Here is a 16,896-nt window from a genome sequence, read left to right on the forward strand (position 1 = left end):
AAACTCAATTACTTTTGGATAAAAATGTTGCTTGCTTATGAAACACATACTTTTGTTTATATTTTCTTTCTTTACTATCACCACTTTTGCACAAAGTTTATCTGAAGATCAGGTCAAAAAATATCTTGAAGCCCTACAAAAAGAAGAGATTATTTCTGAATACGGGAAAGATGGATTTCTTAAAGCTATTGCTAAAGATAATCCTGCCATCAAGCAACGTTTGTCTGGAATGCCATTTGGTGCACTAAGCAAGATTCCAGATTCATTATTCAGATCCAGAGCGGCTATTTTAGGTTTTGTTGGTGTCTTCGAATTGATACGTAATGTTGGTTCGGCAGCAGATGAATTAGTGCAACTCCGTGAAATGTCTGAGAAAATATTAGCTGAAAGTATGTATTTCAAACCTGATGTTGAAGGTGAAATAAACGCTAAAAACCCGATTTCTTTCCTGAGCCTGGAGCAAAACCTGAAACCCTCTAAAGAAAACTATCTGCTGTTGGCTGATAAACTCAGAGCCATTCAATTAATTGATAAAAACGTATACGATGAGTTGTTGAAATGGCTAGAAAAAGACCGTATCAAGCTCATTAATGATTTTGGCTTTTTTATTTATGCAGCCAAGCAAACCTGGTTTTATGATAATTATAAATCTCAGAAAAATATTCAATTTCAGTTTATAGACAGTTTGCAATCGGCAAAAATGCTTTCAAAAGAAAAAGCAGATTTGCTTAAACAGTCTTATAAGCCTTATGAGTTGAAAAGTAAAATAGATATTCTTGCTCAGTGCAACAATGTAGTGGTCATTGCAAAAGAACAAGGGAATTTTACAAGGGAAGAAATCTATCAGAATTTATTTACGGAGGTAAAAAACAAGCTATTGTCTGATTTTACTTTCGCTGATTTTTCTGTAAAAGAATTCGCCAAAAATAATTCTAATCAGGTTTATGATAGTCCGATGGGTTTTCCTTTCAGAAATCCGATGGATAAGGATAAAAAATCTTATCGTTTACAATATACTGTTAATGGGTTAAATTATGCTCAAAAAGCGGATACTGACTTTTCATGGCTGAAAACTTTACAAAAAAGTATCCCGCCAGATGTGCATATCGATACCAATATTATTCAATCGTATGCGGTTCTTCTTTCTCCGCTGTTAGGGATCAATACAAAAGATTTTCAGTCAATCAACGATTACCTGACTGATACAAAATCTAACAAAAGATTGATGGTGATTGCCAATGAAGTCAACCCCCTACTTCCGATTAGAGATGCTCGTAAAGCATTGATTCTGGTTGATAGTACCCAGAGTCTTGTTTTTAAAACTAAAACGCAGGACAATGGCTTTATGGCAAACCTATTCGGCTCTGAAAAAGCTGATTTTTCAGATAAATTTAGCCGGGAAAAATTAGCAGGTATTATCAAAGATTTTCAGGATAATGATATTTTACCGACTGATACTAAAGAATCGGTTGATAAAGCCATTGTTGATTTCAGATTTGAATCAAGAAATAGAACGAATGTGAAGCGAAGTCTTTTATTGAGTTTTCCGGTCGTTACGGCTAGAGTTAATCTTAGTCCCGTTAATGAAACTGAAAAGGTCAATGCTTTTAAAGCTTTTATTGCTGAGTTGGCACGTGTGTCTCATAACCAATTCAGACCTGAAAAAGTCACTGATAATTTTGAAACTGAAATTGCCAAAGGCATGGAAAAAGACCGGAATCTGGTCATGAGTTTCAGAGTGAAGGATAAAAAATATGAGTATAAACAGGAAATACCCAAAATGGGTAAAGAGATGTTTATCGGACGACCAAAGGCTGAGAGCTATGTAAATTTTGACAATATTAATCTGAACGAGTATGAGTTAATTGAGGTCATCAATTCGTCACTGGAAGAGAATAAAATCGACGGAGATTTCTATAAAATTAATGGAAATATCGGCACATTTTCTCCGAATAATCAAAGTAATTATATTTTCCTGACTCAGAGACAATATAACTATATTGATAAAAACCATAGCGAGATATTTAATGAGCCGGTTGTTGAAAATGCTTATCAGTCTTATCAGGCGCAAATAGCAGCTTTTAGTCCTGAGGGTTTTGCCAATGCACTGCAAAGAGAAAATATGCTGACGGAAGAAACCAAGAAAACACTTGACTTGAAGAAAAGTAAAGAACCTTCTGATATTCTGAAAGCGAGCTCACAAGCGGTTGTAATCGACATGAATGAATTGGGAGAAAAAAACAATACTGAATTATATAGTAACCTTCTCAGTAAATTCGGTTCAAAACTATTGCCTACTGCTAAATTTAGTGACATCAGCTATAAAAAAATAAACGAAATAGCTGATTCAACGGAATACAATCAATATCTGGTGTCGTTAAAAATCAACGGTAAATCTTATGAGCAAACGCTTTATGTTTCGCTAACTAATCTGGTTAAGAATGCCTTAGATTCACTCAAAAATGAGAAGTCTCAATACTTTCCGGGTATCGGCGAAAATCAGTTTAAGGCTATCAACGATTATCTGACTGATATTGACGACCCGCATAGATTAGTGATTGTTTGTGATTATAGAAGCCCAATGCTTTCATTTGTTTTGTTTGATAGCACGCAGGCCAATCTGGTAGCAGAGACGCTGCCGAATAATTATGTTGACTTTAGCATGTATAGTCGTGAATTCAGCCGAGATAGTTTACAGAATACACTTTTTGAGTTTAGCAGAATTGGCTTAATTGAATCTATGAATGAAGCCCAAAAAGAATCGTTTATTTTAAAATTCCGTCGCCAACCGAGTTCGGGAAAATCGTTATTAGAAGCACTCCCTAAGGTGATTGTAAAGAGTAATATGTGGGAACTGGATAATTATAAAGATGTCTATAAATCAATGATTGACTCTTTGAAGACCATTTCAAAAGGACATTTTAATCCGATGAAGGTGGAAGATAATTTCCAGAAAATGCTTAAAAAAGGCGAACGTTCTGACCGGACATTCAAATATAGTTTTGAGCTGAATAATAAAAAGTATAGTGAAAGCCAGTTCATCAAGGGGGTTCCCAGAAGTAAAAACAAAGATATTGATTCTGATTATGAGTATTTTGAGTTCGATACGGCAAAACTCATTGAATTAGCTAATAAAGCATTAACTGAACAGAATTCTGAATATACTTTTTATGAATTGTTTGGGAGTGAAGACGATGAAGATTTATCGGGGCCGCAGTTTATCTTTTTATCGGCCAAGCAATATCGTTGGTTAAAAAATAAATATCCTGAGATTTTTGTGAATTATGAAGACACGCATCTATATGACTCAGATAAAATAGAAGATAAAAATAAGAATTAATTGCTTGGATGAAATTCAAATATATTATCCCTACGGGATACCGGATTCGAAAAAAATATTCTTTCTACCAATATATCGTCCCTAACGGGGCTTGAAAATATCCCGTAGGGATAGTATATCGGCGGCCGCCGCGCGGTAGAAAAAAAAATTAAAGTAAACCTTAAGTCCCGTAGAGACGATATATTAAAGTATTCAATCTTATTTCACCCAATAAGTAAGAATTAGTCTTTAAAACACCCTTATTTAACCTGACACTTATTACAACCTATGAAAAAAAGCATTTATGCAGCCTTACTATCGTTGGGTATTTTCCTGATTGCTACTGCCTGGCAAAAAGGCTATCTGCCTGAAAATGACAATTATACCGAATGGAACGAATATCTGGGTGGACCCGATCGTAATCATTATTCTACTTTAGACCAGATCAAGCCCGAGAATGTTCAGAACCTTAAGGTAGCCTGGACTTATGCAACTCCAGATTCCGGGCAAATGCAGGTAAATCCTATTATTGTTGATGGGGTTTTATATGGTGTCACATCATCAGTACAGGCTTTTGCATTAGAGGCTGCCACAGGGAAAGAAATATGGAAATTTGGCGATAAACTGAAAAACTTTGCCAGTACCAGTCGCGGTGTAGCTTATTGGAGTGAGGGTAACGATAAGCGCATTTTACATACAATTGGCGAATATCTTTATGCAATTGATGCCACAAATGGTAAATCAATTGCTTCTTTTGGAGACAATGGCAGAGTAGATTTACATACAGGCTTACCTGAGATAGCCAGAAAGAAATTCATTATTTCGAATACTCCAGGTACTATCTTCGAAGATTTAATTGTGATGCCCGTTCGACTTTCAGAAGGGGCAGATGCAGCCCCCGGAGATATCAGGGCATTTAATGTAAAGACCGGGAAATTAGCCTGGACATTCCATACTATCCCCTACCCAAATGAACCGGGTTATACAACCTGGCCAAAAGATGCCTATAAAAATACCGAAGTGGGTGCAGCAAATAACTGGGCAGGAATGTCTGTTGATAGAAAACGTGGCATCATTTACGTTCCAACAGGTTCAGCCGGGTATGATTTCTATGGTGGGAAACGAGTTGGGAAAAACTTATACGCCAATTGCCTGTTGGCTCTAAATGCCCGTACGGGAAAATTACTCTGGCATTTTCAGACTACTCACCACGATATGTGGGACAGAGACCTACCCTCACCGCCTAACCTGATTACTGTAAAACATAATGGTAAAATGGTTGATGCAGTGGCTCAGACAAGCAAGCAAGGGTATATTTATTTGTTTGATCGGGTAACAGGCAAACCCTTATTTCCTATTCAGGAGATACCTGCGCCTAAATCTGATCTGGCAGGTGAAGTTGCCTGGCCTACTCAACCTATTCCGACGAAACCTGCTCCTTTTGCTCGTCAGGCACATACACTGACTGATAATGATATTAGTCCTTATGCTGAGGACCGGGATTCGTTACTGAAAAAATTCAAAACTTATAAGCGTAACCGATTTGCTGCACCTAGCAAAGAGGGCACTGTTATTCTTCCGGGTTTTGATGGGGGTGCTGAATGGGGAGGAGCTGCAGCTGACCCGAAAGAGGGTATTATTTATGTGAATAGTAATGAAATGGCATGGATATTAACCATGAAAGAAACGCCTAAGCAGGATGCCTTAGCTGGCTTAAGTACAGGTGAACGAATCTACGCAACTACTTGCGTGGCTTGTCATGGAGCTGATAGAAAGGGCAATACTAAAAGTGGATACCCGTCATTGGTTGATATTGAGAAGCGCAGAGATAAAGCTTTTGTTACCCAGATTATCAGTAATGGAAAAGGGATGATGCCCGGGTTTACGACTTTAAGTGCCTCTGAAAAACAGGCATTGGTTGCCTTTCTGTTTGGAGAAGAGAAAAAAGAAGTGAGTGCTTCTAATAATAGTGGATTCAAAAACCCATATCTGCCTTATGTAAGCACAGGTTACAATAAGTTTCTGGATAGCAAAGGATTGCCTGCTATATCACCTCCCTGGGGAACATTGAATGCCATTGATTTGAATACAGGAGAGTATTTGTGGAAGATTCCTTTCGGAGAATATGAATCTTTGAAACAAAAAGGGATTCCTACAACGGGTTCTGAGAATTATGGTGGTCCTGTAGTAACTGCTAATGGCTTGTTATTTATAGCTGCTACTAAAGATGAAAAATTCAGGGTATTTAATAAGAAAACTGGTGCTTTGCTTTGGGAAACCAAGCTACCTGCAGCGGCCTTTGCTACGCCATCAACCTATCAGGTTAATGGTAAACAATATATCGTTCTTGCTTGTGGTGGTACAAAGCTTGGGGCGAAGAAAGGAAATCAGTATGTAGCATTTGCGTTGCCTTAAAAATGAGTAGAGCCTTTCAAATCGTTGAAAGGCTCTACTCATTTCCTTAGTTATATCTTATTTTTTTGCTTCTGTGATTGCCTTGATTTCGTTTGTGTTAGACGCCAGTGTATTTTTAATTTGTTTCACCTCTGCTTGTAGATTTTGATTTTCTTTTATCAATTTCTCAATCATGGCTTGCTGCTCCTGCATGGTTTTAATCATGGGTGCCATCAGGTCATTATAGCGTACTGATAAGTAACCGTTATCATCCTTTTTCAATAAGCCCATGTTGTCTTTTTTGAAATCTACTAAGGTCTGTTCCAGATCCTGTGCAATTAAACCCATCTCAACACTTTTAGATTGATCATTTTTTCGGATATATTGCACGGGTTTGAGAGATTTAATGAAATCGGTTCCTAATTGCAATGGTTGAATCTGCTCTTTCCATCTTTTGTCAGAGGTAACTGTCCATGCTACCTGTATTCCGGCATAAGTGATAGAAGTATTGCCCAATCGGATCTGGTTACTGGTTGTAGAATTAGGAACGATAGCTGAGTAGCCAATTGCAATGTTATTCGAACCACTCACAACATTCCCACCTGTGGCAATTAATATATTATTGTCGCCAGTTGTAAGATTCTGACCTGCGCTATTTCCAATGGTTACGTTAAATCCTCCGGTAGTAATACTGCTTCCTGCAAAACTTCCAACAGCTGTATTTGAGTTACCTGAAGTTACATTTTCTAAAGCTGTATATCCAAGGGCGGTATTGGCACTTGCAAAGTTGCTATTGTGCAAAGCACTATATCCTACCGCTACATTATTAAGACCCACCGAATTGGTATAAAGTGCCTCAAAACCAACAGCTACATTATTATCTCCATTGGTATTTAGAAGCATTGTCCTGCTTCCAATGGCCGTATTATATGCTCCGCTGTTATTGGCAGAGGTACTGCTACCTCTTAGTGCCTGATAGCCAATGGCTGTATTATAGCCATCATTTTCAGTGGTACTACTATATCCGTTAGCCATAGCTGATGCTCCCACAACTGTATTATAATGTTGAGCCTTGCTACTATTCATTGACCCTGTCCCGATAGCAACATTGCTTTTACCTATGGTATTATCCTGCATAGATTGGTATCCACTTGCTGTATTATTGCTTCCCGAAATATTATCATACATTGAAAAATAACCTACCGCCACATTCGCTGCCCCTCCGGTTGTAGAATAAAGTGCCCGGCTTCCAATAGCCGTATTATAATAGCTGCCAGTACTTTTACTCAAAGTTTTACTTCCGATAGCAGTATTATCATATCCCCCATTATTTCTATAAAGTGTAGAATCACCGACACTCACATTATTTAAACCCGAGGTATTGGTATATCCAGACCCACGTCCAATACCCACATTACCTGATGCAGTGTTGTTGTATAATGAAAAGTATCCGACTCCTACGCTACCATTACCCGAAAGATTATTATATAAACTATAAGAACCAACGCCGGTATTGCCTAATCCTGTTGTAGTATTAAATAAACTATTATAACCTAAGCCTGTATTTCCTTGCCCGGTTGTATTATTAGTCACAGCCTGACTACCCACAGCAGTATTCAGACTACCAGAGGTATTACCAAAGAGGGCAGATAATCCAATAGCTACATTCTGGCTACCAACGGTAGATTTTAGAGATTGTGGGCCTAAAGAAACATTCGTATCATTATTACCCGGATTCCCGTTTTTACCTCTGATTCCTTTTGGAGTAATGGTGACTGAGCCATCTGTGGATTCCTGAACGTATATCTGAGCCTGAGTTTTCAGGGAGACTAATACACAAAAAAGAGTGAAGACAGATAAAAGATTTTTCATGGTCGATATTTTTAAAGATTTGAAGGATTTATTGTCTAATAAAAATACCGAGCAAAAAATTAGGAATGGTGAAAAGTCCGTTAAATCTGGCTTTTTTTTTACTAAATGGTAAAACTGCATATCGTCAACTATGTTATTCATTGTATACAAACAAAAATCTCCTGAAAGAATTGTCTCTCAGGAGATTAGGCAGAAAATCTTCTATTAAATTAATTGGATAAATTACCATTATCATACTCCGACAGTTTAAAAGTCTTGATACCATGTAGCTAGATATTTTTTTCATGACCCTAAAAGATTGTGATGAATCGGAATCAATTACATCCTCTTGCTTCTGCGCGAAAAACATTGGTTCTTGCCGATATTCCGTTGTGCGCGTCTACATTAAAGCCCGGTGAAAGTAATACGGATTGGCCGGCAAAATAATTGATAGACAGACCATTATCTATTTTATGATAAGCATGAATGGTCTGATTGGCGTGATAAGTATAGCTCGGTGTATAAGTATACTCATAAAACTGCACTGATTCGGGGCAAGGTTTGAAGTAGAAAAGCTCATTGCCATTTAACCCATTATCCGCAACAAAATATAATATTCCGTTTACGTTGGTCAGTTGAGATGGAACAGAATTACCTGAATAAATTTCATTATCCCAATTGAGGTCGTAAACCAGAACTGTTCCTTCTTCTGTGCCGTCTGTTTTCCAGAGTTCGATACCAAATTTGGGATGATAGGCACTAAAGTAAAGGGTATTACCTATCAGACAGAAATTTGCCGGATTACTATTATCCGAACCTTCGATAATGTCTTTTACCATCACAGTGCCCCCTGGAGTTCCATCAGATTTCCATAATTCCTGCCCATGAACACCATCATTGGCAGAAAAAATAAGTATATTATTGAACCTAATAAGATTGCTGATATTTGAATTGGTAGTACCGGGCCTGATATCTTTCACTAAAGTAGTAGTTGCTCCCGTACCATCCGATTTCCAGAGTTCTATGCCACTTGTACCATCATTTGCGGTAAAATATAATCTATCTTTGATAGCTGTGAAATTTGAAGGTGCGCTTCCTATTGAGCCAGAGCGTATATCTTTTAATAAGGTTACCGTTGAACCATTGAGATAGAATAGTTCGGTTCCCGTTGTGGAAGTACTTGCCTGCAAATAAAGTTTCGATGAGGTTTCAGCTATTTCTCCACTAATGACATTTACATTATAATTATTCGGCGGCAACACGTCTGTTCCGGCGCTTGTACCATTTGATTTATAAAGCTGCGTAGTTGATGATGAAGTGGCAAAGAAATAGAGATTTCCTTCAAATTCTATCAGGTGATTCGGAGAACTACTGCCGATAGTATTTATATTTTTTACCAATGTAGTGCCAGCTTCTGTTCCATCCGATTTCCAGAATTCTCTATCATCACCAGTACTGGTGGCTGCAAAATAAAAAAAACTACCCATAGGCGTAAGTTCTGTAGGACTACTACTATTTTCGCCTGTACCCGAAGCCCCTGTATAAATATTCTTCACCTGAGTGGTAGTTGATCCATCTGATACGAAGAGTTCTTTCCCATTATATTGTTCAGCCTGAAAATACATCTTGTTATTAAATACCTGAAAATTTGAAGGATTCAGGATACCGACGTTTTGCGGATAATTACTTGGATTATCGCTATTGGCTATAAACAAATGTGTACTATATTGATCAGTAGCATTGAAAAATAGCAGATTATTGAGCGACGCGAGATTGTTTGGATTAGAACTGAAATGATCTGGTTCGATATTTTTCACCTGATTGACATTTCCACTTCCGTCTCTGCGCCATAGCTCAAAACCACTAGTACCGTCATTAGCAGTAAAATATAATATATTCGTTCCAACTGAGGCAAAATTAGCCGGAGAACTGCCTTGAATACCAGGCATCAGGTCTGCTACTAATGTAGTGCCTGCCGAGGTTCCATTAGTCTTCCACAATTCCTGCCCATAATTTGATTCTTTTGAGGTAAAAAAAACGCTTCCATCAGGCAAACCAAAAAATGCAATGCCCTCGCTCATATTATCATACCTTTCAAAATACTTAAGCAAGGTAAAGGTGCTGCCGTTGTATTTATATATTTCATAGCCATTGTTGGAATTGGCAAAATAGAGGTTCCCGTTTACATTAGTCAGATAATATCCATCTAAACCTGATACGGCAACAGTTCCTGCATCAGTCCCATCGCTTCTATAAAGGTTTCCGTTTGATGAAAAATAAATGAGATTATTGAATATGGTTAAATAGGTTGGGAAACCACCAAAAGCACCGCTTACCAGTTCTTTTACCATAATAGTTCCAGCGGTTGTTCCATCCGATTTCCAGAGTTCAAACCCGCTTACGCCATCATTACCACTGAAATAGATTCCATTATTGAGTGCAATATGGCCATACGAGGCTTGGGAGAATCCTTTCAGCATTACAGTACCGACTTCAGTACCATCGGTTTTCCACAATTGTTCGCTGCCGTTTTGCAATCCCAGAGTAAAAAACAAGTTACTGCCTGAAGGAATTATATTAGAAATATAGGTATTAGCGGGCATCACTTTTATCACCACAGTTCCGGCTTCAGTACCATTAGATTTCCATAATTCGTTATTGCTTTTGACTGAAAAATAGAGAGTATTATTGAAGTTTTTAAGATTACGAGGAGCACTACTGGTGTAATCTGGGACAATATCTTTTAGCAGAACTGTACCTGCAGTGGTTCCGTCGGTTTTCCAGAGTTCATAACCATGGGAATAATCAAATCCACTCATGTAGATTGTACTTGCTATTTTTACCATATCCTGTGGATTACCATTACCGGCAGGATTCATATCTTTAAGGATAGTTGTTCCCCCAGCAGTGCCATCAGATTTCCATAGCTCTATCCCATGAATGCCATCATCTGCCTGAAAGTACAGAATGCCATTCATATTAATCAAGGGACGATTGACACCATAGGCATTACCTAATAAGTCAGCGACTAGCATGGGAGTTTGGGCAGATACACCGGAATAGATAAACAAGATAAGAAGGTAGAGATTTCTTTTCATGGCTTAGTTTTATTGCGTAGAGTAAACAGCTAATAGTCAAGCTAATAGCGTCAAAACAATTCAACTAATGTAACCCTCAGATAAAAAAAACAGAAATATTTCAAGCAATAATTGCTCAATTATTTATTAAAAGGTAAGTAGCTGATGCAGAGAGGTTTAAGTGTATCACCGACTGAAACGGTCTGCCGTGGCGGTCGGTGAACCCAATATAAGATGGAACATCTTGAATTAATTTATCTAAATGCACTACGAGTTAAAACCATTCATCTAGCTATTTTTAAGAATATGCTTCACTATTTTCTCCGAACTTAAATTGATGTCTCTCAAGATACCCGTAAGTGGTAAATTAAACCCAACAAAATACAAACCCTTGTAGGGTTCTTCATCAAACCACATGGCTTTCGGATAGCCTCTTTCATTAAGTATGGGTGAAACTTCTTCAATAAATTCTTCTAACCGAGCATGGTAACCTGTTGCCATAACTATGGCATCTACCCACAGTTTTTGACCATCTATAAATATCACTTCATTTGCAGCTAATTCCTGAATATCAGGCATTACTTTAATATTTCCGGCTTTGATTTGTGCCAGCGTACCTACATCAATTACAGATACTTTGCCAAGAGTGCGCAATTGCTCTGAGGGGGCTAAAGGTGAGATTGGAATATTTGTACCTTCGACAGCTTTCAGGACTAGTTTTTTGAAAAGACGGGCAATGAAATCATACACTGTATTACCGAAGCGGATAAAGAAAATGGCTAGGCTTTGCGTAGATCGTCCTTTAAATTCTCGTTTAACTATATTCACCGGATTGCGGATAGATACAAAAGTTTTTGCGCCGCTTTCATATAAATCGAGGGCGATTTCGGCGCCTGAGTTGCCATAGCCTACTACTAATACGTTTTTATTTTGATAGCGTTTCCCATTCTTATATTTTTCTGAATGGAGTATTTCGCCTCCGAATGTTTCTTGTCCTTTTAAAGATGGTATTTTAGAAACTCTGTTATACCCTGTTGCTACCAGAATATTCTTTGTTTTGTAAGTTTTATCTTTGGTTTTTACTATCCAATGGTTATCACTTTTTTTTATGGAAACGACTTCCTGATTGAAGATAGGTTTTATATTGAAGTGCTTAACATATTGGTCAAGATAAGCTATATATTCATTTTTAGGAACGAACGTCGGATAGTCTTTCGGGAATGGGAAATGAGGTAATTCGGAGTATTTCTTATCTGTATGCAGATGCAATCGGTCATAATGATTTCTCCAGGCAATGCCAATCGTATCTGTTTTTTCTATGATTTCGAAAGGTATCCCTAGTTTACTAAGTCTACCCGCTATGGATAAACCCGACGGGCCTGCACCAATAATAAGATTCTCAATGATTGCCATGGATTACTAGGTGATTAGTGTAAAGCGTGAAATCATAAACGATATTTAAATCTCGCATCGCATTGATTAATGATAGCTGACTGAAATACTTCAAGTCATCTATCTTAATTGTTGCTTCTTTCAATACCTTGTTATCTAGCAGATATTGTCTTTTCGTACCTTTCAGCAATGGTGTATGTGGTGTTAACCAATCGCTTCCATCAAAAAAAGCTACATTAGCGAAAGTAGCATCTGTCAGATTTCCGTTATGGGTAATAATCGCATCATCTGCCTGAAGGTTTTGTGTTAAAACCTGCTGGAATCTACTTCTGTCTTCAAATTTATAGGGATATACAATGTTTGTATCTTCAACTAGTTGAATTGTTTTCGGGTGTTTGAAATGATATTCGAAAAATTCTATTTTCTCTATTTCATTTTTATAACTCACTCTACACCGATACCTGCCCTCTCCTACCCAATCAGGTATTTGAATCAGATCAGCTAAATTTACTTTTTCATCAATGCCTAGTAAATCCTTTCGGCTTTGCTCCATCCGTTGATTATGGTAAGCAAGGTTGTGGAGTTGTCGGTTTTGTAATTGTATGGTCTCGAACAATAGGGACATATATTTTCTGAATCATTTCTTCGTATTCTTTTTCGGCAATACTATTTGAGGTAATACCTCCCCCACTCTTAAAAGTCAGGCTTCCATTTGGCTTTTGCTCAATGAATCGAATCATTACTCCGGAATCTAAGGTCTTTCCATCAAAAATGCCAAAGATACCCGTATAGAAATCTCTTTTGCTGAGTTCTTCTTCTGCTTTTGGGTATGTCTCTTGCTCGGCTGCCTGGATTATTTCAACCGTTTTGGCCTTGGGTGCCCCTGTAATTGAGCCAGCGGGTAACATCCTGAATAAGATTTCGCCTAAATTATTCCGCCAGTCTTTGGGTAATATTCCACTCACCTGTGAGCTTAATTGTAATAGCTGGCTTCCATCCTGTGTATCGATTCTATCGATATACCTGAATTTCTCGACCCATACTTTTTCTGCTACACTACTCAGATCATTCCGAATCAGGTCTACGATAGTCGTATGTTCGTAAAATTCTTTCTGGTCGTTTAGCAAAATACTTTCAGCGTCAGGGATTGAAGCATCTATAGTTCCTTTCATCGGGAAAGAAGAAATCTTTCCATTCTCATCAATCTGCACAAAGATTTCCGGCGAAAAAAAGACAAATTGATCTTTCCACCAGAGTTTATACTTTGCCTGGCTTCTATCAAAAACATCTAGTAAGCCAATGTTTAAGTCGATAGGAGTTTCGCAGGTTAAATTAGTCAAAAAACTATTTCCCTGAAAAATATTCTTCTGCACATAATCAAAGCTCTTTTGGTATCGGGCAAAATCTATCGGAAACTTTTCCAGTATTACTTCTTCCTGCTTTTGTTTGAAATCATTTACTTCAGCCTCTGCATTCGTCACTCCATTTACCCAAAACTTAAGTTCGCTATTGTCAACCTGGTCAAGCGGTTCTACTATACAATTCTCTCGCTGAAAGTCGATTATGAACAAAAACGGAATACTTTCAGTTGAAAAAAAGTTAAATTTTGAGATTGCACTCTGTCTATTGATTTTCACTTTTAAAAGCGTTTTTATAACATTTAGACGATTCTAACCGCAAAAGTATTAATAGTTTTGTTTATTAAGGCAAAATTATCAAATTCGCAATATCATTAACCAAAACATCACAAACCTATCCATGAAAAAAATCTTTCTAAGTTTTTTCATTCTACTCATCAACATTCAAGCATTTTCACAAGTCACTTTTCCCCGCAATGGCGTTTATGACGAACGTCCGGGACAGTATGCGTTCAAAAATGCCACCATCGTAGTTGATGCCCAAACGGTTCTTGAAAATGCCATGATTTATATCAAAAACGGCGTCATCGAATCAGTTGGCAAAGACTTGAAAGTTCCGAACGGAACGGTAGTTTATGACCTCAAAGGTAAAAGAATTTATCCGGGTCTGATTGACATTTATTCAGATTATGGTATGCCAGAAATCGTTCGTCCACAAGGTGGTGGCCGTGGTGGTTTTGGCGGTGGCCAGATGGAAAGCAGCAAAAAAGGTGCTTACGACTGGAACCAGGCGGTAAAACCAGAAGTAGAAGCAAGTAAAGAATTTAAAGCCAATGCACAAAAAGCCGAAGAAATGAGAAAAATCGGTTTTGGAGCGGCTGGTGTTCATATTGCCGATGGTATTGTGCGTGGTTCGGGTGCTTTGGTTGCACTAGGCGATGGCAAAGAACATGAGTTGTTGATTAAAGAAAAATCTTCGGCTCATTATTCCCTAAACAAAGGCACTTCTACTCAGACCTATCCGGTATCTATGATGGGTTCGGTGGCATTGCTTCGTCAGACTTATTACGATGCAGAATGGTATAAAAAAGGTGGTAATAAAGAAGAAAGAAACCTTTCATTAGAGGCTTTCAATGAGATTCAGGGCTTACCACAAATCTATGAGGCTACAGATAAATTAGCTGTTTTGAGAGGTGATAAAATCGGTAAAGAATTTGGGGTTCAATACATCTTTAAAGGTATTGGTGATGAATATCAACGTCTGGATGAAATCAAAGCCTTAGGTAGCTCGTTGATTCTTCCATTAAACTTCCCGACTGCTTATGATGTTGAAGATCCATTCGATGCTTCACAGGTTTCATTGACTGAAATGAAACATTGGGAAATGGCTCCTTACAATGCTGGGTACGTTTCTAAAGCAGGTATTAACTTTGCTTTAACTACCAATGGACTTAGAAACAAAACTGATTTCTGGGCAAATCTTAGAAAAGCTATCGAAGATGGTTTACCAGAAAACAAAGCATTAGAGGCTTTAACAAGTGCTCCTGCCAAATTATTGAAAGTTGATAATATCTTAGGTAGTTTGAAAAAAGGCATGGTTGCTAACTTCATTATTACTTCTGATAATCTTTTCAGCAAAGACAATGTGATTTACGAAAACTGGATTCAAGGTAAAAGATACATCATCAGCGATATGAATGTAACTGATGTAAGAGGAGTTTATGATTTGACTGTTGGCGATAAAACAGGCTTGAAACTGAATATCTCTGGCAAAATTGATAAACCAGAGTATCAGGTATTCGCAAATGATACAGTAAAAATTGCTACTAAAGTTACCAGATTATCAGACTTATTTACTATCACCACTAAACTGGAAAGAAGAGACCCTAATGATACACGTTTGAGTGGATATTATGATGGTAAAAATATCAAAGGTGAAGGTGTATTGCCAGATGGCAGACAAGTAAAATGGTCGGCTATTTATAAAGAAGCGGCTAAAGAAACTACCAAGAAAGATACAACGAAAGCAAAAACTCCTGAGATTGGTAAAGTATTGTTTCCATTCACAGCTTACGGTAGCGAAACCAAACCTCAACAAGAAACGATGTTGATTAAGAACGCTACGGTTTGGACTAACGAAAAAGAAGGTATCGTACAAAATACTGATGTATTGCTTAAAGATGGTAAAATCGCTCAAGTTGGTAAAAACCTGACCGCTCCGGCAGGTGCTAAAACTATCGATGGAACAGGCAAACACTTGACTAACGGTATTTTTGATGAGCACTCACACATTGCCTTATTCTCAATCAACGAGGTACAAAGTGTTTCAGCTGAAGTGCGTCAGGAAGATGTGGTGAACTCGGAAGATATTAATATCTATCGTCAATTGGCTGGTGGTGTTACTTCTTCTCAATTGTTACATGGATCTGCTGACTGTATTGGTGGTCAATCGGCATTGATTAAATTGAAATGGGGTGAAAATCCTAATAACTTATTAATCAAAGGTGCTGATGGTTTCATCAAATTTGCCTTGGGTGAAAACGTAAAACAAGGTAATAGTGCTCAGCAAACTACGCGTTTCCCTGCTACTCGTATGGGTGTGGAACAAGTATATATGGATGCCTTCCAAAGAGCAACTGAATACGAAAAAGCATGGAAAGCATACAATGGCTTATCTAATAAAACAGGTGTTACGCCTCCTAAAAAAGACCTTGAATTAGATGCTTTGGTTGAAATCATGAACAAAAAGCGTTTCATCACTTGTCACTCTTATGTTCAGTCTGAAATCAACATGATGATGAAAGTAGCTGAAACTTTCAACTTCAATATCAATACCTTTACTCACATCCTGGAAGGTTATAAACTGGCTGATAAAATGAAAAATCATGGTGTATCTGCATCTACATTCTCAGACTGGTGGGCTTATAAAATGGAGGTAAAAGAGGCGATTCCTTATAATGCTGCTATCTTAAGCAAAATGGGTGTAAATACTGCTATCAACTCGGATGATGCTGAAATGGCTCGTCGTTTGAATCAGGAAGCTGCTAAAACTGTATTATACGGTGGAGTATCTGAAGAAGATGCCTGGAAAATGGTAACTCTGAACCCTGCTAAAATGCTTCACTTAGATAACCGTTTGGGAAGTATCAAAGTTGGTAAAGATGCAGACGTAGTTCTTTGGAACAACAACCCACTTTCAATTTATGCGCGTCCTGAAAAAACGATTGTTGATGGTACTGTTTATTTTGATGTAGAGAAAGATGATCAAATGCACGTAACCGTAGCAAAAGAACGTAACAGATTAATGCTAAAAATGTTGGCTGAAAAATCGGCGGGTAATCCAATGCAAAGACCAATGCCACGTCGTAACCTTCAAATTCACTGCGATACTATTATGGAAATGGGTGTAACCGAAAACCGTGGAGAATCAAGTGAGGTGATGATGGATTCAAACTCGTCAGAAAAAAAATAAGCATTAGTCAATTAAATTTCCTTCAAAACAAGA

General features: G+C 37.8%; 8 protein-coding genes. 3 read left to right on the forward strand and 5 right to left on the reverse strand.

Annotated elements, in window-relative coordinates:
* Nucleotides 1–37: 37 nt before the first annotated feature.
* Together ACYVFA_RS06855 and ACYVFA_RS06860 are read left to right on the forward strand one after the other, a co-directional pair.
* A complete protein-coding gene (locus tag ACYVFA_RS06855; RefSeq protein WP_460471070.1) occupies nucleotides 38–3,340 on the forward strand; it encodes a hypothetical protein in 3,303 nt (1,100 codons plus the stop codon).
* A gap of 267 nt (nucleotides 3,341–3,607) precedes the next feature.
* On the forward strand, nucleotides 3,608–5,734 hold the full coding sequence (locus ACYVFA_RS06860) for an outer membrane protein assembly factor BamB family protein (RefSeq protein WP_460471071.1): 2,127 nt from the start codon (nucleotides 3,608–3,610) through the stop codon (nucleotides 5,732–5,734).
* A 57-nt stretch (nucleotides 5,735–5,791) separates the two neighbouring features.
* Here the strand turns inward: ACYVFA_RS06860 and ACYVFA_RS06865 are convergent, their stop codons facing one another.
* The 5 genes from ACYVFA_RS06865 to ACYVFA_RS06885 all read right to left on the reverse strand — a co-directional run bounded on the left by ACYVFA_RS06865 (nucleotide 5,792) and on the right by ACYVFA_RS06885 (nucleotide 13,670).
* The gene (locus ACYVFA_RS06865; protein WP_460471072.1) at nucleotides 5,792–7,585 is read right to left on the reverse strand and encodes a tail fiber domain-containing protein; all 1,794 of its coding nucleotides are present in this window, start codon (nucleotides 7,583–7,585) and stop codon (nucleotides 5,792–5,794) included.
* Between the two features lie 314 nt (nucleotides 7,586–7,899).
* Nucleotides 7,900–10,662, reverse strand: a complete 2,763-nt coding sequence (locus ACYVFA_RS06870) for an ELWxxDGT repeat protein (protein WP_460471073.1) — start codon at nucleotides 10,660–10,662, stop codon at nucleotides 7,900–7,902.
* Between the two features lie 267 nt (nucleotides 10,663–10,929).
* Nucleotides 10,930–12,054: a flavin-containing monooxygenase gene (locus ACYVFA_RS06875; protein WP_460471074.1), complete on the reverse strand. Its 1,125-nt coding sequence runs from the start codon at nucleotides 12,052–12,054 to the stop codon at nucleotides 10,930–10,932.
* Nucleotides 12,041–12,586 (reverse strand): aminotransferase class IV, encoded by a 546-nt coding sequence (locus tag ACYVFA_RS06880; protein ID WP_460471075.1) that lies wholly within the window; start codon nucleotides 12,584–12,586, stop codon nucleotides 12,041–12,043. The genes ACYVFA_RS06875 and ACYVFA_RS06880 overlap by 14 nt, the downstream gene beginning before the upstream one ends.
* A 7-nt stretch (nucleotides 12,587–12,593) precedes the next feature.
* Nucleotides 12,594–13,670: an aminodeoxychorismate synthase component I gene (locus ACYVFA_RS06885; protein ID WP_460471076.1), complete on the reverse strand. Its 1,077-nt coding sequence runs from the start codon at nucleotides 13,668–13,670 to the stop codon at nucleotides 12,594–12,596.
* A gap of 121 nt (nucleotides 13,671–13,791) precedes the next feature.
* On the opposite strand from ACYVFA_RS06885, the gene ACYVFA_RS06890 reads away from it, so the two are divergent.
* Complete coding sequence (locus tag ACYVFA_RS06890; RefSeq protein ID WP_460471077.1) at nucleotides 13,792–16,863, forward strand: amidohydrolase family protein; 3,072 nt, start codon at nucleotides 13,792–13,794, stop codon at nucleotides 16,861–16,863.
* The last annotated feature ends 33 nt before the right edge of the window (nucleotides 16,864–16,896 follow it).

This window comes from Emticicia fontis (assembly GCF_054779675.1).